Origin of the sequence: Beggiatoa leptomitoformis (assembly GCF_001305575.3) — a bacterium.
In the GTDB taxonomy this organism is placed as follows: domain Bacteria; phylum Pseudomonadota; class Gammaproteobacteria; order Beggiatoales; family Beggiatoaceae; genus Beggiatoa; species Beggiatoa leptomitoformis.
In genome coordinates this window covers 1,470,768-1,493,776 of sequence record NZ_CP012373.2, presented here as the reverse complement: position 1 = coordinate 1,493,776, position 23,009 = coordinate 1,470,768, and the positions used below count along the sequence as shown (strand labels likewise).

23 protein-coding genes are annotated in these 23,009 nt (G+C 41.6%); 13 read left to right on the top strand and 10 right to left on the bottom strand.

The genetic code is table 11. From position 1 onward, the window contains the following. Positions 1-75: 75 nt before the first annotated feature. Both AL038_RS06170 and truA read left to right on the top strand, forming a co-directional pair. Entirely contained in the window at positions 76-3,777 is a 3,702-nt protein-coding gene (locus AL038_RS06170; RefSeq protein ID WP_062150492.1) for a FimV/HubP family polar landmark protein, read from the top strand. Between the two features lie 133 nt (positions 3,778-3,910). Continuing rightward, positions 3,911-4,687, top strand: coding sequence for a tRNA pseudouridine(38-40) synthase TruA (gene truA / locus AL038_RS06165; protein WP_062150489.1), 777 nt, complete (start codon positions 3,911-3,913; stop codon positions 4,685-4,687). A 115-nt stretch (positions 4,688-4,802) separates the two neighbouring features. Here truA and AL038_RS06160 read toward each other — a convergent pair whose 3' ends face one another. Continuing rightward, entirely contained in the window at positions 4,803-5,984 is a 1,182-nt protein-coding gene (locus AL038_RS06160; RefSeq protein WP_062150484.1) for a tyrosine-type recombinase/integrase, read from the bottom strand. A 41-nt stretch (positions 5,985-6,025) separates the two neighbouring features. Beyond that, the gene (gene sthA, locus AL038_RS06155; RefSeq protein ID WP_062150481.1) at positions 6,026-7,420 is read right to left on the bottom strand and encodes a Si-specific NAD(P)(+) transhydrogenase; all 1,395 of its coding nucleotides are present in this window, start codon (positions 7,418-7,420) and stop codon (positions 6,026-6,028) included. A 255-nt stretch (positions 7,421-7,675) separates the two neighbouring features. Between sthA and AL038_RS06150 the strand changes: the two genes are divergently transcribed. The 9 genes from AL038_RS06150 to AL038_RS06110 all read left to right on the top strand — a co-directional run bounded on the left by AL038_RS06150 (position 7,676) and on the right by AL038_RS06110 (position 15,081). Beyond that, complete coding sequence (locus AL038_RS06150; RefSeq protein ID WP_062150478.1) at positions 7,676-8,758, top strand: hybrid sensor histidine kinase/response regulator; 1,083 nt, start codon at positions 7,676-7,678, stop codon at positions 8,756-8,758. A 29-nt stretch (positions 8,759-8,787) separates the two neighbouring features. Continuing rightward, positions 8,788-9,705, top strand: a complete 918-nt coding sequence (gene prmB, locus AL038_RS06145; RefSeq protein WP_201800132.1) for a 50S ribosomal protein L3 N(5)-glutamine methyltransferase — start codon at positions 8,788-8,790, stop codon at positions 9,703-9,705. An 80-nt stretch (positions 9,706-9,785) separates the two neighbouring features. Further along, positions 9,786-10,724 carry a carbohydrate kinase family protein gene (locus AL038_RS06140; RefSeq protein ID WP_062150475.1) on the top strand — a complete coding sequence of 313 codons (939 nt, stop codon included), beginning with the start codon at positions 9,786-9,788 and terminating at the stop codon, positions 10,722-10,724. Between the two features lie 105 nt (positions 10,725-10,829). Beyond that, positions 10,830-11,768 (top strand): carbohydrate kinase family protein, encoded by a 939-nt coding sequence (locus AL038_RS06135; protein ID WP_062150473.1) that lies wholly within the window; start codon positions 10,830-10,832, stop codon positions 11,766-11,768. Positions 11,769-12,016: 248 nt separating this feature from the next. Next, positions 12,017-12,382, top strand: coding sequence for an IS630 transposase-related protein (locus AL038_RS18495; RefSeq protein WP_062150062.1), 366 nt, complete (start codon positions 12,017-12,019; stop codon positions 12,380-12,382). Next, positions 12,369-12,839 carry an IS630 family transposase gene (locus tag AL038_RS18490; protein WP_106405021.1) on the top strand — a complete coding sequence of 157 codons (471 nt, stop codon included), beginning with the start codon at positions 12,369-12,371 and terminating at the stop codon, positions 12,837-12,839. The genes AL038_RS18495 and AL038_RS18490 overlap by 14 nt, the downstream gene beginning before the upstream one ends. A 429-nt stretch (positions 12,840-13,268) precedes the next feature. Beyond that, positions 13,269-14,017 (top strand): IS5 family transposase gene (locus AL038_RS06120; protein ID WP_101539186.1). Its coding sequence is split into 2 segments (ribosomal slippage): positions 13,269-13,683 and positions 13,683-14,017, totalling 750 coding nucleotides; the frame shifts between segments, so codons are not numbered across the junction. A 373-nt stretch (positions 14,018-14,390) separates the two neighbouring features. Next, a complete protein-coding gene (locus tag AL038_RS06115) occupies positions 14,391-14,939 on the top strand; it encodes a cold shock domain-containing protein (protein ID WP_062150467.1) in 549 nt (182 codons plus the stop codon). Next, positions 14,914-15,081 (top strand): hypothetical protein, encoded by a 168-nt coding sequence (locus AL038_RS06110; protein ID WP_161575441.1) that lies wholly within the window; start codon positions 14,914-14,916, stop codon positions 15,079-15,081. Before AL038_RS06115 ends, AL038_RS06110 begins: the two co-directional genes overlap by 26 nt. An 18-nt stretch (positions 15,082-15,099) precedes the next feature. On the opposite strand, the gene AL038_RS06105 is transcribed toward AL038_RS06110, so the two are convergent. The 7 genes from AL038_RS06105 to AL038_RS06075 form a co-directional block, all read right to left on the bottom strand. Then, positions 15,100-16,134 carry a CobW family GTP-binding protein gene (locus AL038_RS06105; protein ID WP_062150464.1) on the bottom strand — a complete coding sequence of 345 codons (1,035 nt, stop codon included), beginning with the start codon at positions 16,132-16,134 and terminating at the stop codon, positions 15,100-15,102. Between the two features lie 18 nt (positions 16,135-16,152). Further along, positions 16,153-16,848: an urea ABC transporter ATP-binding subunit UrtE gene (urtE, locus tag AL038_RS06100; protein ID WP_062150461.1), complete on the bottom strand. Its 696-nt coding sequence runs from the start codon at positions 16,846-16,848 to the stop codon at positions 16,153-16,155. 251 nt (positions 16,849-17,099) lie between these two features. After that, complete coding sequence (locus AL038_RS06095; protein WP_062150458.1) at positions 17,100-17,546, bottom strand: DsrE family protein; 447 nt, start codon at positions 17,544-17,546, stop codon at positions 17,100-17,102. Between the two features lie 303 nt (positions 17,547-17,849). Further along, positions 17,850-18,071: a hypothetical protein gene (locus tag AL038_RS06090; RefSeq protein WP_062150455.1), complete on the bottom strand. Its 222-nt coding sequence runs from the start codon at positions 18,069-18,071 to the stop codon at positions 17,850-17,852. Between the two features lie 56 nt (positions 18,072-18,127). Beyond that, positions 18,128-18,451, bottom strand: coding sequence for a tetratricopeptide repeat protein (locus AL038_RS06085; protein WP_236839478.1), 324 nt, complete (start codon positions 18,449-18,451; stop codon positions 18,128-18,130). Next, positions 18,448-18,939, bottom strand: a complete 492-nt coding sequence (locus AL038_RS06080; protein ID WP_062150448.1) for a L,D-transpeptidase family protein — start codon at positions 18,937-18,939, stop codon at positions 18,448-18,450. Before AL038_RS06080 ends, AL038_RS06085 begins: the two co-directional genes overlap by 4 nt. Positions 18,940-18,942: 3 nt before the next feature. Beyond that, complete coding sequence (locus tag AL038_RS06075) at positions 18,943-19,581, bottom strand: histidine phosphatase family protein (RefSeq protein WP_083991448.1); 639 nt, start codon at positions 19,579-19,581, stop codon at positions 18,943-18,945. 204 nt (positions 19,582-19,785) lie between these two features. Between AL038_RS06075 and rlmB the strand changes: the two genes are divergently transcribed. Continuing rightward, positions 19,786-20,538, top strand: coding sequence for a 23S rRNA (guanosine(2251)-2'-O)-methyltransferase RlmB (rlmB, locus tag AL038_RS06070; protein ID WP_062150442.1), 753 nt, complete (start codon positions 19,786-19,788; stop codon positions 20,536-20,538). Here the strand turns inward: rlmB and AL038_RS06065 are convergent. After that, positions 20,535-20,921, bottom strand: coding sequence for a hypothetical protein (locus AL038_RS06065; RefSeq protein WP_062150439.1), 387 nt, complete (start codon positions 20,919-20,921; stop codon positions 20,535-20,537). The two genes, rlmB and AL038_RS06065, sit on opposite strands and share 4 nt — an antisense overlap. A 262-nt stretch (positions 20,922-21,183) precedes the next feature. Between AL038_RS06065 and rimO the strand changes: the two genes are divergently transcribed. Continuing rightward, a complete protein-coding gene (rimO, locus tag AL038_RS06060) occupies positions 21,184-22,527 on the top strand; it encodes a 30S ribosomal protein S12 methylthiotransferase RimO (protein WP_062150436.1) in 1,344 nt (447 codons plus the stop codon). Positions 22,528-23,009 lie beyond the last annotated feature (482 nt).

The following is a 23,009-nucleotide window of genomic DNA, read 5'->3' as shown; positions in this document are numbered from 1 at the left end:
GACCCAGTAACAAAGACTGCCTCCCGCTACCTGCACGGGCATACTCACCGGTATAGGTAAAAGAAGGAGATCGTGATGACGCGCAAACTACCGTTAGCCTTAGCTTTATCAAGCATACTATTCAGCACTAACGCAAACGCTTTGGGATTGAGCAATATAGAAGTAACTTCTCATCTCAATGAACCGTTTAAAGCAAAGATTAACGTATTGTCTATTCCAAAATTGGATAACAATAAAGATAGTCTTGTAGCTACTTTAGCCTCTGCGGAAGCCTTCCGTCGTGCAGGTATAGAACGCCCTTATGTGTTGAATGAGTTACGCTTTGAAATAGAATCAACTGATGCAACGCAAGCAGTGATTCATGTCAAGACAAATCAACCAATTAAAGAGCCATTTTTAAATTTTCTGGTTGAAGTAAAATGGCCAAGTGGACGTATTCTCCGCGAATATACTGCATTGCTTGACCCTCCATTATACGAACCTAAAATTGCGAGTGCACAACCGCCCGCAACAGTCAGTACGATGGGTGCAAACAAAACAACATTGTTGCGCCCTGCGGGTAAAGCGCGTGGTACGGGTGGCAATGTCAGCGGTGGAGAATATCGCACAGCAAGTGGTGATAGCTTATCACTGGTTGCAAGTCGTACGCTTCCTAGCGATACTTCCCTGCGTCAGCACATGAATAGTATTTTTGACGCGAATCCCGATGCTTTTATTGGTGGTAATATGAACCGTTTAAAAGCTGGGCAAGTGTTACGTGTGCCAGATTTTGACGGAACAATAAAACCTCAAGAAGTCAATCGTGCTGTTGCCTCAGCAGCAAGTACCCCTCGTCCAAAAAATACACAGAAAAAACCTGCAAAAGCACCAGAATCCGCGCTTAAAGCAGCATCGGCACAAACGGGACCCAAATTGGCGGATGAACCCGCCGTCCGTATTGCAGGTTTAGAGCAAGGAAACAATGCACAAGCGGGTGATGCAGGTAAAAGTGTCGAGCTAAACCAATTAAAATCATCACTCTCCCGTGTAGAAGAAGAAAACCTTCGTTTAAGCAATGAAAATAAAACGCTTAAAGAAGACTTACAGAAAAATAATGACCTAATTGTTACCATGAAAAAACAGTTGGATGAGTTGAACACACTCATTAAACTGCAAAATGAACAGTTGGCTACATTACAAGTACAATTGGGTAAACCTGCAACAACACCGCCAGCAGAGAAAACAACAACTGCAACCGTTGAACCCAGTGCTACGGTGAGTCCTGCTGAGGTAAAACCTGTTAATCCGACAGAAACACCTCCTGTTGTTACAACAACCACCAACACAGCAAAACCGACTGTTGCAACCCCTGTAGAAACAACAGCAACAAGCGCAACGCCTGCAACCAACACAACAACCCCCAGTAATCCAAATGTTGTCGATCTTAGTACAACACCATCTGTTGAACCAACAGCAATAACCCCTGTAGAAAATACAACTACAACCACTGCTACAACGGCTACCGAACCGACCGCAACGACTGAACCAACTGCTACGGCTGCTGAAAATGTAGAAAAACCAGCAGAAACAGAACAATCTATTGAACCAACTAGTTTATTAGATATTGTTGAAGACACAGTTCCCGGTGGCATTATGACATTGGGCGGGATTGGTGGTGGCTTGTTACTCTTAGGCGGGGGCGCATTCTTCCTTTCTCGTCGGCGTAAACGTCAAGAACAAGAAGAAGAGGATGTTCGAGCTGAATTAGAGCGATTAGAAGCTGAAGAAAAACTGCAATCAACAGATACTGATGATACAACTCTTGAAGAAGATACACCTGTTGATGATGATATTACCGCGCTGATGGAAAAAATCTCAGAAGAAGATAATTCAACTGGGGTTGTTAATGATGAATTGTTTGAAGAAGTTGAAGTTTACATGGCGTATGAACGCTATGACCAAGCTGAAGACTTGCTTCGTAATGCGCTTGCAGAAAATCCAAATCAACAAGAATACCGCATGAAATTGCTAGAAGTATTGGCTGCGGCAAAGAAAACTAATGAGTTTGAAGCAGAAGCAAAAATATTACATGATGCAACGGGTGGTGACGGGGCATTGTGGGACAGAACACAGGCATTATGGCAAGATTTGGACAGTGGTCGACAACTCGGTGAAACTTCTACAACCAAGGCAGGATTAGCCGCTGCGGCTGTTGGTGGTGCAGCAATAGGTGCTGGTTTATTAGCGGCTAGTAGCGACGCTGAAGCAGACGAACTAGATTTTAATTTAGATGAGGATACCACTGCTAGCTCTAGTTTAGACATGGGTGATGATGACCTCGGTTTAGATATGGATATGGGTAGTGACGATACTGCCAGCTCTAGTTTAGACATGGGTGATGATGACCTCGGTTTAGATATGGATATGGGCAGTGACGATACTGCCAATTCTAGTTTGGACATGGGTGATGATGACTTAAGTTTAGATATGGATATGGGTAGTGACGATACCGCCAGTTCTAGTTTAGACATGGGTGATGATGGTCTCGGTTTAGATATGGATATGGGTGGTGACGATACCGCTAGTTCTGGTTTAGACATGGGTGATGATGACCTTGGTTTAGATATGGATATGGGTGGTGACGATACTGCTAGTTCTAGTTTAGACATGGGTGATGATGACTTAAGTTTAGATATGGATATGGGTGGTGACGATACTGCCAGCTCTAGTTTAGACATGGGTGATGGTGACCTTGGTTTAGATATGGATATGGGTGGTGACGATACCGCCAGTTCTAGTTTAGACATGGGGGATGATGACTTAAGTTTAGATATGGATATGGGCAGTGACGATACCGCCAGTTCTAGTTTAGACATGGGTGATGATGACCTGAGTTTAGATATGGATATGGGCAGTGACGATACCGCCAGTTCTAGTTTAGACATGGGTGATGATGACCTCGGTTTAGATATGGATATGGGTAGTGACGATACTGCCAGTTCTAGTTTAGACATGGGTGATGATGACCTCGGTTTAGATATGGATATGGGTAGTGACGATACCGCCAGTTCTAGTTTAGACATGGGTGATGATGACCTCGGTTTAGATATGGATATGGGTGGTGACGATACTGCCAGTTCTAGTTTAGACATGGGTGATGGTGACCTTGGTTTAGATATGGATATGGGTGGTGACGATACTGCTAGCTCTGGTTTAGACATGGGGGATGGTGACCTCAGTTTAGATATGGATATGGGTGGTGACGATACTGCCAGTTCTAGTTTAGACATGGGTGATGATGACCTCAGTTTAGATATGGATATGGGTGGTGACGATACTGCTAGCTCTAGTTTAGACATGGGGGATGGTGACCTCGGTTTAGATATGGGTGATGACCTTGGTTTAGGGCTAGATGATGATAGCGGTCTTTCATTAACAGATGATAATGACTTAGAAACAGGCGATGAACTATCTCTAGGGTTAGACAATGACGACTTATCCAGTTTAGAAGACATGAATAGCCTAGACATGGATACAGGTGGTCTCAGCCTTGATGATGATTTATCAGGTGCTGACATGGGCTTAGGCTTAGACGATTCAGGCTTAACAAGTGGTTTACAAGAGAGTGATTTAGGGTTTGATACAGGCGATGACATCAGCGATAAATTTGATCTAGCCCAAATGTATCGTGATATGGAAGATAATGATACTGCACGTAATTTACTGGCGGAAATCATCAGTGAAGGAAATGCCGAACAAAAACAAAAAGCAGAAGCTATCATGTCAGAAATCAGCTAACACCTTATCCTGATACCCGCTACTGTTTAGGCGATTTTCTTCGTGCTAAATAATGTAAAATCAATAATTTATTAAAAACCTTCAGGATGCTTTATCTTGAAGGTTTTTTGTTTTTAATAGGTTAATGTGAAACATGAGAATTGCATTAGGCGTTGAATACAATGGGGCTGAATTTTGCGGCTGGCAAATTCAAGAAGCTGGCGTGCGTACCGTACAAGGTTGTGTCGAACATGCTTTGTCTATCGTTGCTAACCATCCCGTGACGGCAATCTGTGCAGGACGCACCGATAAAGGGGTACACGCATTATCCCAAGTCATTCATATTAATGTGACCGCTGAACGTACAATGCGTTCTTGGATACTAGGCACGAATGTGAATATGCCCAACGATATAGGTATATTATGGGCGCAACCTGTTGATGACCACTTTCACGCACGTTTTTCAGCACTCGGACGCTATTATCGCTATGTTATTCTTAACCGTACGGTACGCCCCGCACTCTTAATTAATAAAGTTGCATGGGATTATCGCCCTTTGGATATAGAACGCATGCAAGCGGGCGGTGATTACCTATTGGGAACACATGATTTTACTTCGTATCGAGCAGTAGGATGTCAGGCAAAAAATCCTGTGAGAACCATAAAATACTTAACCATCAAGCGACAACAAGATTATGTTATTATTGAAATATGCGCTAATGCATTTTTACATCACATGGTTAGAAATATTGCGGGTGTTTTAATCGCTATAGGCTGTAGTGAGCAATCCCCCGAATGGGCAAAACAAGTATTAGATGCCTGTGACCGCACCGCTGGTGGCGTAACAGCCCCTGCAAGTGGACTTTATTTTCAAGGCGTGATTTATCCAGAGGCGTATCAATTTCCGCAAGCAACCCTGCCTGTATTATAAAAATAAGGCATGGTCTGAAACTATCTGAACCAGAATTATTCATAAACGAATCGCACTAACAACAGATATTCAGACAACTCCCGTATCCATTGCTTTCATTTAGGAATATCACTAACTACTTCTCTCTCCCCGCCAAAACCGCCTGTAATATCACCGCCGTAATTTTTTCCATGGGTTCGCGCAGGCGTTCTACATCAACTACAATATATCCTGCTGTGACATCTTGATTTTGTTTGTGATTCAACAAGCGTTTTATCGCGTAGCTGGAAATATCCAAACCTTCCGCAAGGGTTGCAAACGTGCGACGCAAATCATGGCAGTTGAAAGTAATGCCTGAGTATTCAGTAATAATTTTAAGTTGTTGACGAAGTTCTACAAAAGGTTTTTGTGTGTTGGGATTGGGAAATACCCAAATATTTTTGGCCTGTTGTTGGCGTTGCTGAAGTAACGTGTATAAGTAGCTACTTAAAGGAAGCGTGTGCGGCTGAGAGTTCTTAGTGTCTAAAACAGTTAGGGTTTTTTCATTAAGGTCAACCGATGACCATTGCAATGTTGCGGCTTCTTGCTTTCGTAAACCTGTTAAAAGTAACAGTTGGAAATAGTCTCGTAATGTTGTGTTATTTAGTTGTTCAACGGCTTGCCACCAGTTGGATAATTGATGCGTTTTGATAAAGCGATTACGCCTACTAATGGTTTTCCATTGGTGTTTATCGCTTAGTACGTTGACGGGATTAATCGGGAGTAAATCATCATAGCTGGCATTGGCGAAATTAAGCACGGAACGCAGAAGACGGAAACAGAGGTTAGCATACGCATCTCCATGTTGTTGGCAGGTGTGCTGATAGTGTTCAGCAATCAGTGTTTTGCTGAGGTCAGTAATTTGTTTGTGATGCCATGATTTAAAAATGTGTTCAAAACACTGTCTATAGGTGTAACAGGTTTTTGGTTTAAGTGTGCGAACAGTAATAAATTCTTGAAAAACCGTGTTTAAGGTAATATTTTTTACCCGTTCCAGAACTTTTTGCGCATTGGGATTGATGCCAACCGCGATATCCGCCAGTAGTTTTTTGGCGATGATGCGCGCTTGTTCGGCAGTAAAAACCGTTTGTTTACCAATAGTCACGCGACAGGCTCTGCCCCTGATGCTGTTTTCGACAATATAGGTTTTTGAGCCTTTGGTAACGCGCAATCCAAAGCCCTTAAGTTCGGTATCGCGATAAAAAACTTGTCCTACATCAGGATAGGGCAGTTTTTCTACGCTGGTTTTAGTGAGTTTGAGAAGGTTTTGAGCGCGCATAAAGAAGGGGGGTGCGAATATAATTCGCACCAATTCACTGTTTATAAACGATTTAAGCCGTTTAAGGCAGCAACGCGATAGGCTTCTGCCATGGTGGGATAATTGAAGGTGGTATTGGCGAAATAGAGTACGGTATTGGCCTCACCTTTTTGTGCCATGATGGCTTGACCGATATGTATAATTTCTGAGGCTTCTGCACCAAAACAGTGTATGCCTAAAATGGCAAGTGTTTCTCGGTGAAAGAGTATTTTTAACATGCCTACGGTTTGCCCTGTGATTTGAGCGCGTGCAAGGCTACGGAAAAAAGAGTGTCCGACTTCGTAAGGTATTTTTTCTTCAGTCAATTCTTTTTCAGTTTTGCCTACAGAGCTAATTTCAGGTGCAGTGTAGATGCCAGTGGGAATGTTGGCAACGAGATGATATTCACAGAAACCATCAACCAGTTCTGTGCCTGCAAAACGGCCTTGATCATAGGCAGCACTGGCAAGACTTGGGTGTCCAACGATGTCGCCAACGGCATAAACATGGGGTAAGTTGGTTTGGTATTTTTCATTAACATCGAGTTGTCCGCGACGATTAAGTGTGATACCCACATCTTCCAATCCCATGTTTTGGGAGTTCCCTGTGCGTCCGTTTGCCCAAAGTAGCAACTCGCTTCTAATCGCTTTACCTGATTGTAAGTGTAGTGTGACTGACTCGTTAGTCGCTTCTACGGAGGAATATTCTTCATTGTGGCGAATGATAATGCCACGTTCCCGTAGGTGATAGGCTAAAGCATCAATAATTTCATCATCTAAGAAGGCGAGTAGTTTGTCGCGTGTATTGATTAAATTGACTTTTACACCTAATCCACGGAAGATAGAGGCATATTCACAACCGATAACACCAGCCCCATAAATAGTAATTGAATCAGGTGTTTGCTTTAGTTGTAAAATGGTATCGCTGTCGCAAACTCGTGGATGGGTAAAATCGACATCGCGCGGACGATAGGGGCGTGAACCTGTTGCAATAACAAAACCATCTCCTTCGTATTGTTTGCCAATACTACCGTCATCTTCAATAACTTCTATGGTATTAGAATTGATAAAGCGTGCATGTCCATAAATAACATCGACGTGATTACGGTCATAAAAGTCTTGACGCATCCGAACTTGGCGGTCAATAACACCTGCAGCACTTTTTAATAGGTCAGGATATTGAATATTTAGGCGGTGAGAAACGTGTTCGAATAAAGGATTAGACTTAAATTCAACCAAGCGTTGCATGGCATGGCGTAGGGACTTACTAGGGATTGTTCCCCAATGGGTACAGTTGCCACCGATTTTGTGTTTTTCAATCAGTGCAACAGATTTACCCGCTTTTGCGGCTTTAATAGCAGCTCCTTCGCCACCAGGACCGCTCCCGATTACAATGACATCATAATGTTTTAAGACCATAACCATCCTTATCAGAGCTATTCAATCAAAATTACAGTATAATTAACGCCCATTTATGTATTTACAATCACTTCAGACAGTTTCAAGCTATTTTTCTGGTGAAGGTGTATGAATAGGCTTATATAAAGTTATCAGATTTTTTTATTATTGAGTTGCCTATTTTACCACTTGCGTTGAGAAAAATATTTGTTAAATAAGCCTTGTGAACCAAACTTTTTCCTTAACATACTGCCCTAACAGAAGGATAGATTCCCAATGATCCAGTCCAGCAAAATCTTGATTGTTGACGATGAATCCGTCATCCGTGAGCAATTAGAAAGTACGCTTAACGGTGAAAAATATGAAATTCAACAATTAGTCACTGGAAAAGCCTTGTTGGATTGGTTGTCTGCGCATACTGCTGATTTAATTTTGTTGGATGTGATGTTACCCGATATTGATGGTTTTTCTGTTTGCCAACGGATTCGCGAGCAGGCGGAATTACAACACATTCCTATTATTTTAATTTCTTCTTTAGAACGAAAAGAGATTCTTGCGCAGGGCTTAGAAGCTGGTGCAGATGATTTTCTCTCCAAACCGATTAATCGGATGGAACTTCGCGCGCGTGTGCGTTCTATGTTACGGATTAAACATCAGTATGATGAGTTAGCAACGATGTTAAAACTCCGTCAAGAATTGTCAAATATGGTGATTCATGACATGTCGAGTTCTATAACGTCTATTTTGTTGCACGCAACCTTAATTGGTGAGACAGCCACCGATGAAACGACGCAAACACATGTAGAGCGTATTTTAATGGCGGCGGATAGGCTGGATTCTTTTGTAAATGATATGTTGATGATGGCAAAAATGGAGGAAAACAAGCTCCTTATTCATCCAACAAGTACGAATGTCAATGAACTCGCCTTAGAAACGCAGCAGCATTTTAGTATTATTGCTGAGTCGCGTAATGTCCAATTATCTTTAGCATTGCCTGATAAACCCATAAAGTTCTTTTTAGATAGCCATTTATTCCGTCGTGTTATGGATAACTTAATGGCAAATGCCATTCAATATTCGCCTGCACATTCAACGGTTACTTTGCGCATAACAACCTTTATGGATGAAAATACTTGTGACCATTTACGCATGGAAATCATAGATGAGGGAACGGGCATTCCTGAAGAATACCGAGAACGCGTATTTGAAAAATTTGAAGTAGTTGATTTAAAGAAAAAAGGTATCTCACAAATTGGCTTAGGGCTGGCTTTTTGTAAAATGGTGATTACTGCCCATCAAGGTAAAATTTTTGTTACCCCAAATCAGCCACAAGGCTCTATTTTCACAGTGGAAATTTAATTTCCCCCTGCATACGTATAAACTAAATCATGGAATACCCCATTGATGAACTGCACACCCCTGCTGATTTTATCCGCTGGAGTGCTAGCCGTTTTAATGAAGCACAGCTCTATTTTGGGCATGGCACAGACAACGCGATTGATGAAGCCGTTTGGCTGGTCATGCACACCCTCCATTTACCGAATAATGTTCCCGCCTTTTTATGGGAGTCGCGCCTGACTTACGCAGAGAAACAGGCGTTGTTTACCATCATAGAAAAACGCATAGGGCAACGTATTCCCGCTGCTTATCTAACGGGGATTGCATGGTTTGCAGGTTTACAATTTAAAGTAAATCCGCATGTTTTAATTCCGCGTTCTCCCATTGCGGAGTTGATACTAAAGCATTATGAACCATGGGTTAATCCCGAGAAGATTTATCGCGTATTAGATTTATGCACAGGCAGTGGTTGTATTGCCATTGCAACCGCATTACTAGCGTTCCCTGATGCAGAAGTTGATGCTGTAGATATTTCTCCTGAGGCGTTAGCTATTGCGCAAGCGAATATAGATGGTTATGACATACAAGACCGTGTTTATACGGTGCAATCAGATTTATTTAGCAGTTTAAAAGGTATTCGTTATAACCTCATCGTCTCTAATCCGCCCTATGTAGATAGGGATGAACTCGCTACTATGCCCGCCGAATATCACCATGAGCCACGTTTAGGCTTAGAAGCGGGTGCGGACGGGCTGCTATTTGCAAAACGTATTTTGCGGGAAGCCTTAGATTATCTAACGCCTGATGGTGTGTTGATTGTCGAAGTCGGTGTGAGCCAATATGCACTGATGGAAGCCTACCCCAGTGTGCCATTTATGTGGTTAGCTTTTGAAGCGGGAGAAGATGGCGTTTTTCTGCTTACCGCAGAGCAATTACATGAATATGCAAATATCTTTGCGCAAGGATAAACAACTGCTTACTGCTGGACTAAACAACTAAACTCGTGCAAACTTTGCGCTTTTTGCATGACTAAAAGGAAAAATAACGCATGTCAGCCTTAATTTGTGGTTCATTTGCTTTTGATACTATTATGGTTTTTAAAGACCAATTTAAAAATCACATCCTGCCTGAAAAAGTACACATTCTAAATGTTTCCTTTTTAGTGCCTGATATGCGCCGCGAGTTTGGCGGTTGTGCAGGAAATATTGCTTATAATTTAAAGCTATTAGGCGGTGACCCGTTACCAATGGCTACTGTTGGTACAGACTTTTCTACCTATAGCCAATGGATGGATACCTGCAAGATTGCGCGTACTCATGTTAAAACCATTGAAAACAGCTACACAGGACAAGCCTTTATTACAACTGATATGGATGATAACCAAATTACTGCGTTTCATCCCGGTGCAATGAGCTATTCCCATCAAAATAAAGTCAGTGATGCGCAAGGTGTAACCATTGGGATTATCTCCCCTGATGGACGTGATGGCATGATTGAACACGCAAAACAATTTGCTGAAGCGGATATCCCTTTTATTTTTGACCCCGGTCAAGGGATGCCGATGTTTAATGGTGATGACTTGAAAAACTTCATTGAACAAGCCACATGGGTCACTGTTAATGATTATGAATGGGAACTAATGCGTGACCGTACAGGGTTAAGCCCGCAACAAGTTGCAGAACGTACCAAAGGCTTAATTGTTACCAAAGGCGGGGAAGGCTCCACTATTTACACCCAAGAAAAAACTTATCAAATTCCATGTGTTAAAGCCTCATCACTTGTTGACCCAACAGGTTGCGGCGATGCATTTCGTGGTGGATTACTTTACGGCTTAATGAACGGTATGGATTGGGAAACCACAGGGCGGATTGCTTCTTTAATTGGCACGATTAAAATTGAAAGCAATGGTACACAAAATCATCGTTTCACCCTTGATGAATTTAAACAACGATTTGCTAGTAGTTTTGGATATGAATTAGCGTTATAACTCATTGAGTCCTTAACTGTTTAAAATCCACTTGCCTCTCTATTTTAGACAGTTAGGGCATTACCCCATTATTATTTCTGTTTTATACACTTAGGAAGAGTTTGCATGAATGCACTGATTTGCGGCTTTTTTGCTTACGACACAGTGATGGTGTTCAACGAAAAATTTAAACATCACATATTGCTTAATGACATGCAGACTCTTGACGCACATTTTACTCTCCCTGATTTGCGTCGTGAGTTTAGTGGTTGCGCGGGAAATATTGCCTACAACCTGAAATTATTGGGTGAAAACCCACTTCCAATGGCAACGGTTGGCACTGATTTCGCCCCTTATGCAGAACGCCTAGACCATTTTGGCATTCAACGTGACTACATTACCGCCGTTGAACACAGCTATACGGCTCAAAGTTTTATCAGTATTGATATGGATGACAACCGCATCACTGCCTTTCATCCGGGTTCTATGACGTTTTCCAATACCAATCGGGTTTCTAAAGCTAAAGATGTCAAATTAGGCACTATCTCTTTAGACAACACGGAAGCAATGCGCATTCACGCGCTGCAATATAGTGAGGCAAACATACCATTTATTTTTGACCCCAGCACTTATATATTTGAATTTGATGGGGATGAATTACTCAAATTTATTGAACAGGCGAAATGGATTTTATTAGACGAAAAAGAATGCAAGTACATGGAGCAACAAACAGGCTTAAACCCACAACAAGTTGCACAACGGGTTGATGCGCTAATTATTATGCAAGGTTCCAACGGTGCGACAATTTATGCAGAAGGCGCGCGTTATCAAATTCCTAATCCACCTGTTAGAGCAATTAATGATGCAAATACCTGTCGTGACGCATTTTGTGCAGGGGTTTTGTACGGATTACTAAAAGAAGCCGATTGGGAAACAACGGGCAGAATTGCAGCCTTATTGTGGGCAATCAAAGTAGAACATCATGGTGCGCAAAATCATACTTTTACACCCGAAATATTTAAAGCACGCTTTAAAAAGAGTTTTGGATATGCGTTAATTATTTAACGCCTGAATAGTGTAAACCCTCCTGCATCCCGCCATCCTATCCCCACATAAATGACCCAAATTAGGATTTTATTTGTGCTAAAAATCCTAATTTAGACAATCTATTACACTATTTAATATTTTTTATAAATCGTTTATCCTTCGAATAACCTCAATCCTCGTGATGAGGAGGACAGCCAAATTATCCCGCTTGACCAACAAGAGACGGTATTTTATATAGTAACCGTATTTTAAAAAGAGGATAAGAAATGACCTATTCAATAGATTTCCGTAGAAAAGTATTAAAAGTGAAACAAGAAGAAAATCTCACCCTAGCAGCGGTAGCGAAACGCTTTCAAATAGCCATCGCAAGCGTCGTCAGGTGGAGCAAAGTATTGGAAGCCAAAGGGACACGTAACAGACCAACTAAAATAGACATGGAGGCCCTAAAACAAGATGTGGCGTTATATCCCGATGCTTACCATTATGAACGCGCGGCCCGTTTTGGGATTACGGAAGGCGGGATTCGCCATGCGTTAAAACGTCTAGGGATTAGCCGTAAAAAAAACACTCAAACATCCCAAAGCCAACCCCGAAGCACGGCAAGTCTTTCAAAACAAAATGAACCGTTATAAACAATCCGATAGGCAAATTGTTTTCATCGATGAAAGTGGTTTTGCTCATGATATGCCACGCCGTTTTGGTTATGCACCTATCGGCAAACGTTGCTCTGGCACGCAAGACTGGAATGCAAAGGGACGCACTAATGTCATCGGGGCTTTGCTCAATTTTTGTTTATTAACCGTCTCTTTAGTTTCTGGGGCGATTAATTCCGATGTCTTTTTCGCTTGGATAACCCAAGACTTACTTCCTAAACTCCCTCAGAATTCTGTGATTGTGATGGATAACGCCACTTTTCATAAACGTAGCGACATTCAGCAGGCTATTTTAGACGCTGGGCATCTCTTGGAATATTTACCCCCTTATTCGCCTGATTTAAATCCTATTGAGCATAAATGGGCTCAGGCTAAGACTCTCCGTAAACAACAACATTGTTCTATTGATGAGCTCTTTTTACTGAATTCCATTTAATCTTTTTATAGTACTGTTGCTATAGTTTTGACCATTGTTCATCGGTTAAGGCATAGCGACGACTCATTGTTTTATCCTTGTCGATATCTGGGTATATACTTATAATGTAATATTTTTTACTATTTGATGACACGCCCTAATAATTGACAAAAACATCTATTTTTCCAGCGGCGAAAATTTGAAAGTTTTGTTGGGTGTTTTTGGGTTTATTTTGTCGCGCTGAACATTAAGCTGTGCCAAACTCTTAACACAAACCCGATTGCTAAACGGCAGTCGGGATTTTTATGCAAAAATATAATTCAATTAACCGCTTAAATACCCACTTTATTATTCTTTTAGCATCAGACAAGGAAACCATAGGGCGTGTCATCAAATAGTAAAAAGTGTTATATTATAGGTATATACCCAGATATCGCCAAGGATAAAACAATGAGTCGTCGCTATGCCTTAACCGATGAACAATGGTCAAAACTAGAACCGCTACTCCCTGGGCGTAAAGGACATGTCGGGATGACGGCTAAAGATAACCGCTTGTTTATTGATGCTGTTCTATTCCGTTATCGCAGTGGCATTCCTTGGCGCGACCTCCCCGAACGCTTTGGTGATTTCCGTGTCGTCCATACCCGCTTCAGTCGTTGGTCTAAGAAAGGTGTCTGGGAACGTGTTTTCAAGATACTAAGTGCCGATGCCGATAATGAATATGCCATGATAGACAGCACAATAGTTAGAGCGCATCAACATAGTAGTGGTGGTGGCGCAGATGAAGCCATTGGACGTAGCGCAGGGGGTTTAAGTACCAAGATTAACTCCGTTGTTGACGCACTGGGCAATCCGACCCTTTTTTTTTGACTGCGGGACAGGCAAGCGACCTTGAAGGGGCTGATGCTCTTATTCCTCAGATAAAGGCAAACGCTTTATTGGCTGATAAGGCTTATGATGCTGATGAACGGGTTAGAGATGTTTTAAAACAGAAAAGCATAGAACCTGTGATTCCGTTCAGGAAAAATCGTTTAAATCCACCTGATTATGATAAAGCTCTTTATAAGGCACGTTATTTAATCGAGCATTTCTTTGGTAAATTAAAGCAATATCGTGCAATAGCTACACGATATGATAAACGCGCTAGGAATTTCTTAAGTGGGGTTTATTTGGCTTCTACCTTGATTCTTTTAGCTTGAACCTTTAACCCTTCTTATTTGATGACAGGCTCTAAGTTTAATAGAACGAGGCATTGAAAAAGGCTTGATTCGTTTTGACGAAGAGCGCGTAAATATTTTTAAAATTGGTGTTCATGTGTCCACTAGATTAAATTGCCCCGATGTCGGCTAGTATCAAATCCGCAATGCCTTGAAAAAACGCAATGAAAGCGGCGATTTCATACCCGTCAGCTTTGCCGAATTTGAAACCGCATATAAAATCCTCACTGAAAAATTGCAGCCTTTGGTGTTTGAATTGGGATTTTTGCGCGAGTAGAATCGATAAAAATGGTTTAATCTCATAAACTTTAATGGCTACTTGTTTCCACACAGGTACTTGGAATAAGGAAAAAACATGGAAAATTTAGTTAAAGGAAAATTGCAACGTTGGGATGATGAAAAAGGTTTTGGTTTTATCTTGCCTGAAGTGGGTAGCAAATTGGTTTTTATGCATGTTTCCGCTATGAAAAATAGCAGTCGTCGCCCAAAGGTGGGGGATATTGTTTCCTATGAGTTGTTTACCACACGTGATGGCAAACTACGTGCAATTAATGCGCGTATTGAAGGTGTTACCCTAAAAAATCGTAGTAAATCGTCTTGGAAAAAAACCTTTTTAATGCTACTTAAAACTGCAATTTATATTGGCTTGGCGGTTATTTTCGTAAAAATGCTACTTAATAACTTCGATCACCGTAAACAAGAAGCGATAGCGATAGATGATATGGGGTTTCAAACAGGGGCTAAGCCTAAATCAAATAATACTTATAGTTGTGATGGGAGAATCCATTGTTCTCAAATGAAATCTTGTGAAGAAGCAGTATTTTTTCTGCGAAATTGCCCTAATACACAAATGGATGGCAATAATGATGGCGTTCCTTGTGAACGGCAATTATGTGGACGATAAACGGTATGGCATGTATGGATATCGCGTTTTTTGCGTTTTAAATAATCACAACTTTGTAGAAAAAGGCGGACAAAGAGATGCAGAAGCAGATGAATTTCCTAGTGTTTTTATTACAGAAGTAACAAGATTTCTCATTTTTTAAAATCGCTATAAAACCGTTTTATTTTTTTAACCCCCGCAAAATCTCCTCAATCACTAACCAGTCAGGTTTTTCTCCTTCTTGGGCGATTAATTCAATACGGCTGTCGTGTTGCATGGTTAATAAACGCATTTCTAGCCCTGTATTTGCACGATTGAATAATTGCCATTCTGCTTCAGTAATCCGAAAAATGCCTTTTGCACGTTCAATCATAGAAAAAGCAGGGTGTTTAGATAATTGGCTGAAGAGTTTTGTTAGTTTTTCTTCAGAAAAATAGTCGTTTATAGGAAATATCCAGCCACAGGCGACGCGGTTAAAGCCTTCGCTTTCATAACGGCGTAACGTATCGGTTGGCGGTAGTTCTTTGGGAAATAAAGTGATAATAGGCGTTGTTGTCTGAGGTGGTATGTGATTGTGTGTATCGTGAGGAGTGAGCGGAATATCGCGGTGATGGGGGCGTATGAGCCAATCTAGGGTTAATTGGGCTTGTTCGGTTTTAACGATGAGGCTTTTGGGGGGGTGTAGGGTTTGTGCAAATTGGTTGAATCGGTCTATGTCGGCAGGGCTGGCTAAGTCGCATTTATTGATGACTAGTACGTCGGCAAATTGGAGTTGGTCCCAGTAAACAGGGGAGCGGTCGAGTAGGGTTTCGTTGAATTGGCGCGGGTCAATTAGGCAGACGACGGCTTGTACTGCTAAATAGGGTTCTAACCATTCATTTTGTAAAATTTTTAGTATATTAACAGGGTTGCCAATGCCTGTGGGTTCAATGAATAGGCGTTGGGGACGAACTTCTCTTATGAGTTGTGTTAGGGCAACTTGCATGTTTACGCCAACCGTGCAGCAAACGCATCCGCCCGTCACTTCACGCACCGCAACGCCTCCATTTTGTAATATCGCGCCATCTATGCCGACTTCTCCAAATTCGTTGACTAAGACCGCCCATTTTTCTCCTGTTGTTTGGTTGGCAAGGAGGTTTAGGATGGCGGTGGTTTTGCCTGCGCCAAGAAAGCCTGTGATGAGGTGGGTAGGAATGCGAGCGGTGGTGGCGGTCATTTGTGTATGTGTGGCGGTTTAAACGGTTAAGTAGGTTTGTATGAGTTTGTCGTCTAGTTCGTCCATTTTGCCTGTGCTGACACTTTTGCCTTTGTCTAGCAGGGTGAAGTAGTGGGCGATACGACGGGCGAAAGGGAGTTTTTGTTCAACAAGGAGAACGGTGAGTTTTTCGGTTTGGTTGAGGTGTTGGATGATGTCGCCAATTTCACGAACAACGTTGGGTTGTATGCCTTCGGTTGGTTCGTCTAATACGAGTAGTTTGGGGTTTAAGGCAAGGGCACGACCAATGGCGAGTTGTTGTTGTTGTCCGCCTGATAGGTCTCCCCCTCGGCGTTTGAGCATTTGTTTAAGGACGGGAAAGAGTTCGAAAATGCGGTCGGGAATGATGCCTTGTGTTTCGGGGCGGGTGAGTAGGCCTATTTTAAGGTTTTCTTCGACGGTGAGTTGGGGGAATATTTCGCGTCCTTGTGGGACGTAGCCAATCCCTGAGAGGGCGCGCGTTTCGGGGGATTTTTTGCGTAATTCGTTGCCTTCAAAAAGTATTTCGCCTGATTTTGCGGGGAGGAGTCCCATCATGGTTTTGAGTAGGGTGGTTTTTCCCATGCCGTTGCGTCCCATTAAGCAGGTGCATGAGCCTGTTGGAACAGTTAGGGATACATCCCAAAGGGTGTGGCTTTCGCCATAAAATTGGTTTAGGTTGCGGATGTCGAGCATGAATGCGTTCCTATGATGTATTGCTTAAAGTAGGTACAAATGGATTTGCACCGTGAGCTTGCAACGACGCTAAATCAGGTGAGGAAATTCGCGTTTGTATAATTGGCTATATAGTGTTGATAATAAATAGTTTATGTTGTGAGAAAGAGTGGTTAGAGAGGATTTTATCTTTTATCAAGATGAATCTCTCTCTATCCCTCTTTAAGTGGGTAACATCAAGAAATTATTATGTTTGCCCACTTGTTGGTTATTTAGGGTCTCAGATAGACGTAACCCATTTGTTCTAAACGCGCAATTTCTGCGACTCCGCTAGGAACAATATCTTCTTTTTGTACGTCAAATAAGTCTCGTTGGTAATCTAATTTATGTCCTTCTAAGGTTTTTTGACAAATTTGGAATTTCACCTGATTGGCTTTCAAACCGAGTATGCGATTTTGTAAGTCAAGATTTTTTACCGCATCTTGTACAACTGCAATGCCATCACCATGTATTACAACAATAATGTCGGCATTTTCAACGCCTACGGCATCTAGGTGGTTTTGGATATTCCGCAATGCAGCAAGATATACTTTAGAATCAGCAACATTAAAGTGATATACTACTTTTTGTTTACCATAACGTTCTGTTTCCGCTGCGTGAGCAAAGGATGTGCCGAATAGTAAACAGGCGAGTGTCAACCAAGTAAGCATTGTTTGCATGTTTTTACCTCCAGTAGAGTGGGTTGTTGAAAAAACTTGTATAAATTTTATAGCGTAAAAATTAAATATGGTGTAATATATTGATACTAATAGATTATTAATGGTATAATACTTGCATAAAATCAGTCGTCAAAATGAGGGTTCAATTCAGGGTAACGGAAACCTTCACGTTCTCGCCAATAATAATATTGAGAACACATTTATAACTAAAAGTAACACAAAAATAAGGTTCAATTCAGGGTAACTATAACACCTTACGGCATTCCCACCCTTGTTGGATGGGAATTGCTCGTTTTTATTAGGTTATTCTTTTACGTATTGTCGCAAAATGGTTTCTGCTGTTTGTCGGTCTGGAACGAGTGTTTTTTGTCCCATAAAGCTCGCGAGAGTTTCTTTTGTATCGGTATTCTTTACGGTTAAAAACCAGTTTTCTAGTAAACTTTCCCGTTCCATCTGCACTTCAAACCGTTGTCCTTGTAAGTTGAAATGAAAAAAGAAAACCTCGTTCATGAATTTGAGCGTCATATTTCTACCTTAAAAAATGGTTTAGGGTTGTGGATGAAAAGCAAGACGGCAAAAGTTTATAGTTTTTGTAGGCGTTTTAGAAATACTTGCATTTCTTTCATGGTTTGTTTGTCGCCTTTTTGTTCTGCAACGGTAATACCTGTTGTGTAAGCTTGTATGGCTTCTTCAATTTGTTGGTTTTCCGCAAGTGCTTTGCCGTATCCTTTCCACGCTGCTGAATAGCTTGGGTCTAGCTGTGTTGCTTGGGCATAGTGTATTAATGCAATTTCTACTTGTTGTTTTTGTAGATAGGCATTACCCAAACTAAGACGTAATAAGGCGTTATCTTGCCCTTTTGCTAAGAGGGCTTCTAATCCTGCAATGGCTTTGTCGTCCATCATTCTGCTTCCACAAAAACACGTGTGCCAACATTCACTTGGTCAAATAGTGTGATAATGTCATGATTTCGCATTCGAATACAACCACAGGAATCGGCGATGCCCATTGGTTTATCATCGGGTGTGCCATGAATATAAATGAAGCGTCTTAGGGTATCTACTTGACCATAACGATTTTTATTGGGTTCTAACCCCCCTAACCAGAGTATGCGGCTTAAAATCCAATCGCGTTGTGGATATAACTGTGCTAATTCAGGGGTATAAATTTCTCCTGTAAAGCGTCGCCCGATAAAAACGCTGTTTATTGCACAGTTAGCCCCCACTTTTGCTTTAATCACCAGCCAACCACGCGGTGTACAGCCGCTGTTACGCACTTCACCCGCCCCATTGCGCGCACTGGAAATTGAGGTTGAAAAACAACTTTCTCCTGTGTCGGTGAGGTGGTGTAGTGATTGGGTTGGTAGGTGAATATGAAGATAGCGATTAGCCATTATTTAGATATTATCGTCTAAAGATTGCAAATGTTGCAGGTGCTGAATATCACCCCAACGTTCTAGCATCCAGTGATTCTCTTTATACATGAAAATGTTCATGCTGGTATTAACGACTTCAAAACGGCGTGGCACATTGAAAGGAATGCCCAAGGTGTAGCGTAATAAGTTACTGACAACACCACCATGTGTCACAATCAATACTTTTTGTCCCAAATGACGGAGTGCTATGTCATTAAAAATAGCAGCACAACGGTTGTAAAATTGTCGTGTACTCTCCCCTTCGGTGATTAAAAAATCGGGGTCGTTACGGTACTCCTGTAACTCACGAGGGTATTTTGCTTCTAATTCACGCCATGTAAGACCCTGAAAAATTCCGAAATTTCTTTCTTGTAATCCACTATCAATAACAACTTCTAAGCCTTTAGGGTCAGCAATGTACTTTGCTGTTTGATAAGCGCGACTTAAATCACTGCTATAAATTGTTTGGAAAGGATGCTTTAAAAGATGGGTTGCTAAAGCATTCGCTTGGGCAATACCTATATCCGTTAGCCCGCTTTCTAACGTGCCTTGAATTCTGCCTGCGATATTCCAAAATGTTTCACCGTGTCGGATGACATAGAGTTGAGTTGTTTGCATCATTAAATTCGTGTTCAATTTTTTTAAGGGAATGGAATATTACTAGAATGATTGCTTAATGTATCTATATTCGTGACGGAATGCATTCACTCAATAGGCTATCACTAGATAGTTGTGAATGCGTTCTTAGCATTTTACACAAAGCAACTTTGAATTTTACTTTTGATGCTTTATGCTTAAAATCCATTTTTCACACTGCCTCTTTTTATGCAAAAATCCCGACACGAAATTATTTTTGGTATTCATGCGGTACAAGCTGTTTTACAAACAGATGCAAGCCGTATTTTAGAAGTTTGGATACAAGAAGGCAGACATGATGCCCGCATGGAGGCTTTGTTGACGCAAGTACGGCAACAAGGATTAACCTTGCAAACGGTTTCTAAAAAGACATTAGATAAGCAAGTTGATGAAGGAAGTAATCATCAGGGCATCATTGCACGTTGCAAAGCACAAGCTATGCAAACCCAAGATAATTTAGAAGAATTACTCGCACAATTAGACACACCACCTTTTTTACTGATTTTAGATACAGTACAAGACCCACATAATTTAGGTGCGTGTTTACGCACGGCTGATGCGGCAGGTGTACATGCGGTTATTGTCCCTAAAGATAAAGCCTGCGGCTTATCGCCCGTTGTACGTAAAGTTGCATCGGGCGGGGCAGAAAATGTGCCGTTGATTCAAGTAACAAACCTTGCAACAACCGTGCGTTGGTTAAAAGAACAAGGCGTGTGGATTATTGGCACGGCTGGAGAAAGCAAACAATCTCTATTTGCGACAGAACTAACAGGTGCATTAGCCATTGTGCTGGGTGCAGAAGGGACAGGATTACGGCGTTTAACCCAAGAACTTTGCGACACACTAGTCAACATCCCCATGTTTGGGCATGTTGAAAGTTTGAATGTTTCCGTTGCGACGGGGGTCTGTCTCTATGAAGCCGTGCGCCAACGGACACGCTAAGTTTTCGCACCTGCTTTCGTATCTAGGGTTAAAATCTCAATCGAAACACCTGCATCTTTATCAGATAAAACTTTCGTTTTCTTTACATTCAGTGACATCACACAAGAATGTCCACCTGCAACCTCACTGAATACGGTACTATTCAACGAATCCATCACCCGTCCGATTAAACCTTCTAAATCAGGCCCATAAGGAAAGCGGGTTGGAAATTTATCAGCGGGCAAAAGAAAATTGAGTTTTAAAACACAGACACCCTTAATTTTTGGTAAGTTTTTGGTTTGTTCAATAATGGCATTTTGCCAGTTTCTCAACAGTAACTGTCCAATTTCGTCTTTTGTTTTACCGTAAGGAACACCAATCACTCTTTGTGAAATACGTTGCATTGTTGTTTATCTTTGTCGTTTAAACATGACATGATGTGACTAATAATTATGATTAAATACTAGCAGTATATGCAGCAATCTTGCCATACATAACGAATATTATGCTACCTATTCTCAATAAGCGAATATTTATTTAGTAACTTAATTAAGACGTTCTGGCAAGATTTAAAAAGCAGAATATCGTTATGTGTTTAAGCGGTATGCGCGAATATCACGCGCTATTTTGATTCTATAAAAAATGCACAACAGGTTATAGTCTTTTATGTCTAATAGCATTCCTAAAGTTGGTTTTATTTCCTTAGGCTGTCCTAAAGCTACCGTCGATTCAGAACGCATTCTGACGCAACTTCGCGCCGAAGGGTATTTAATCACACCTAGCTATGAAGATGCGGATGTTGTTGTTGTCAATACCTGTGGTTTTATTGACGAAGCGGTACAAGAATCGCTAGAGGTGATTGGTGAAGCACTGAGTGAAAATGGGCACGTGATAGTCACAGGGTGTTTAGGTGCAAAAGGAGACATTGTTAAACAAGTGCATCCCGCTGTGTTAGCCGTTACAGGACCAAATTCACTGCCTGAAGTTATCAGCTCGATTCACGCCATTTTACCGCCCCAACATGACCCATACATGGATTTAGTTCCCCCCGGTGGAATTAAATTAACCCCCCGTCACTACGCCTACATCAAAATTGCCGAAGGTTGCAATCAACACTGTAGCTTCTGCATCATCCCCAGTATGCGCGGTAAATTAGTCAGCCGTCCGATTGGCGATATTCTGGACGAAGCCGAAAAATTGGTCAGTGCAGGCGTACAAGAACTGCTAATCGTCTCACAAGACACAGCGGCTTATGGGGTAGATACCAAATATAAACTGGATTTTTGGCAAGGGAGACCCCTTAAAACCCAAATTCACGAACTGACCAAAGCACTCAGCACACTAGGTGTCTGGGTACGATTACATTATATTTATCCCTACCCTCATATTGACACCCTTGTAGAACAAATGGCAGAAGGGCTAGTGCTACCCTATTTAGACGTGCCACTGCAACACGGTAATCCACGAATTCTTAAAGCCATGCGCCGTCCAGCCGATGCCGAAAATATGTTACAACGGATTGAAAAATGGCGAAACATCTGTCCAGATATTACATTACGTAGCACTTTTATTGTCGGTTTTCCGGGGGAAACAGAAGCCGAATTTGAACAACTTTTAGACTTTATCCGTGAGGCTCGTTTAGACCGCGTAGGCGCATTTACCTATTCCCCTGTGGAAGGGGCAAGCGCAAACAACCTGCCCAATCCTGTACCTGATGAAGTTAAAGAAGAGCGTATCGCCCGTTTTATGGCAATGCAAAGTGAAATCAGCGCGGATAAACTGCAAGACAAAATCGGACAAACCCTTACCGTTATGATTGACGAAGTCACCTCAGAAGGCATTTATGCGCGCACCAGTGCAGATGCGCCCGAGATTGACGGAATGGTCATACTCTCACCCGATGAGGACGACGAATTAAGCATTATTCCGGGTGATTTATGGGAAGTGACCATCATAGATGCAGATGAGCATGATTTATATGCAGAATTTGTACTTAATGAAAATGATTAATAAATACTTTTCCTAATTGCAAATTATCTAAGTCAGAATGTCCAGACCTACAAAGATTAACCTTATGATAGTTTTGTATTTGTAAAAGTAACACGGATACCATCGCATAGAGCGGTGGTATCCACTATTCATCTTTATTTTTGAGCAAGTTATTAAAAACTATCTGAATCAGGATTTTCAGAATTAACCGAATTGAAAAGCATCATTTTTCTTGTCGTCTAAGAAGAGATATTCCAAATTATCCTAATTAACCTGAGTTCGGGATAAGAAATAGGGAAAAATTAATAAATTTAATTGGTTTATCTCGTTCCCACGCTCCAGCGTGGGAATGCAGATTGCGTAGCTCTAGCGGCGCGTTTGCTTAGGCTGGTTAAACATTGAGGCGGATTTAACTCAATGGTTTTTATCTTAAATAAGTGATTAAAGTCCTCGCCGCTGGAGCGACGCGGTAGGCATTCCCACGCTGGAGCGTGGGAACGAGA

Coding starts and splice junctions, on each gene's coding strand:
- AL038_RS06090 (WP_062150455.1), bottom strand. CDS start 18,071: ATGACGCTCAAATTCATGAACGAGGTTTTCTTTTTTCATTTCAACTTA.
- urtE (WP_062150461.1), bottom strand. CDS start 16,848: ATGCTCGACATCCGCAACCTAAACCAATTTTATGGCGAAAGCCACACC.
- AL038_RS06080 (WP_062150448.1), bottom strand. CDS start 18,939: ATGGCTAATCGCTATCTTCATATTCACCTACCAACCCAATCACTACAC.
- AL038_RS06065 (WP_062150439.1), bottom strand. CDS start 20,921: ATGCAACGTATTTCACAAAGAGTGATTGGTGTTCCTTACGGTAAAACA.
- AL038_RS06105 (WP_062150464.1), bottom strand. CDS start 16,134: ATGACCGCCACCACCGCTCGCATTCCTACCCACCTCATCACAGGCTTT.
- prmB (WP_201800132.1), top strand. CDS start 8,788: ATGGAATACCCCATTGATGAACTGCACACCCCTGCTGATTTTATCCGC.
- AL038_RS06085 (WP_236839478.1), bottom strand. CDS start 18,451: ATGATGGACGACAAAGCCATTGCAGGATTAGAAGCCCTCTTAGCAAAA.
- rimO (WP_062150436.1), top strand. CDS start 21,184: ATGTCTAATAGCATTCCTAAAGTTGGTTTTATTTCCTTAGGCTGTCCT.
- AL038_RS06150 (WP_062150478.1), top strand. CDS start 7,676: ATGATCCAGTCCAGCAAAATCTTGATTGTTGACGATGAATCCGTCATC.
- AL038_RS06095 (WP_062150458.1), bottom strand. CDS start 17,546: ATGCAAACAATGCTTACTTGGTTGACACTCGCCTGTTTACTATTCGGC.
- AL038_RS18490 (WP_106405021.1), top strand. CDS start 12,369: ATGAACCGTTATAAACAATCCGATAGGCAAATTGTTTTCATCGATGAA.
- AL038_RS06075 (WP_083991448.1), bottom strand. CDS start 19,581: ATGATGCAAACAACTCAACTCTATGTCATCCGACACGGTGAAACATTT.
- AL038_RS06135 (WP_062150473.1), top strand. CDS start 10,830: ATGAATGCACTGATTTGCGGCTTTTTTGCTTACGACACAGTGATGGTG.
- truA (WP_062150489.1), top strand. CDS start 3,911: ATGAGAATTGCATTAGGCGTTGAATACAATGGGGCTGAATTTTGCGGC.
- AL038_RS06170 (WP_062150492.1), top strand. CDS start 76: ATGACGCGCAAACTACCGTTAGCCTTAGCTTTATCAAGCATACTATTC.
- AL038_RS18495 (WP_062150062.1), top strand. CDS start 12,017: ATGACCTATTCAATAGATTTCCGTAGAAAAGTATTAAAAGTGAAACAA.
- sthA (WP_062150481.1), bottom strand. CDS start 7,420: ATGGTCTTAAAACATTATGATGTCATTGTAATCGGGAGCGGTCCTGGT.
- AL038_RS06160 (WP_062150484.1), bottom strand. CDS start 5,984: ATGCGCGCTCAAAACCTTCTCAAACTCACTAAAACCAGCGTAGAAAAA.
- AL038_RS06115 (WP_062150467.1), top strand. CDS start 14,391: ATGGAAAATTTAGTTAAAGGAAAATTGCAACGTTGGGATGATGAAAAA.
- AL038_RS06140 (WP_062150475.1), top strand. CDS start 9,786: ATGTCAGCCTTAATTTGTGGTTCATTTGCTTTTGATACTATTATGGTT.
- rlmB (WP_062150442.1), top strand. CDS start 19,786: ATGCAAAAATCCCGACACGAAATTATTTTTGGTATTCATGCGGTACAA.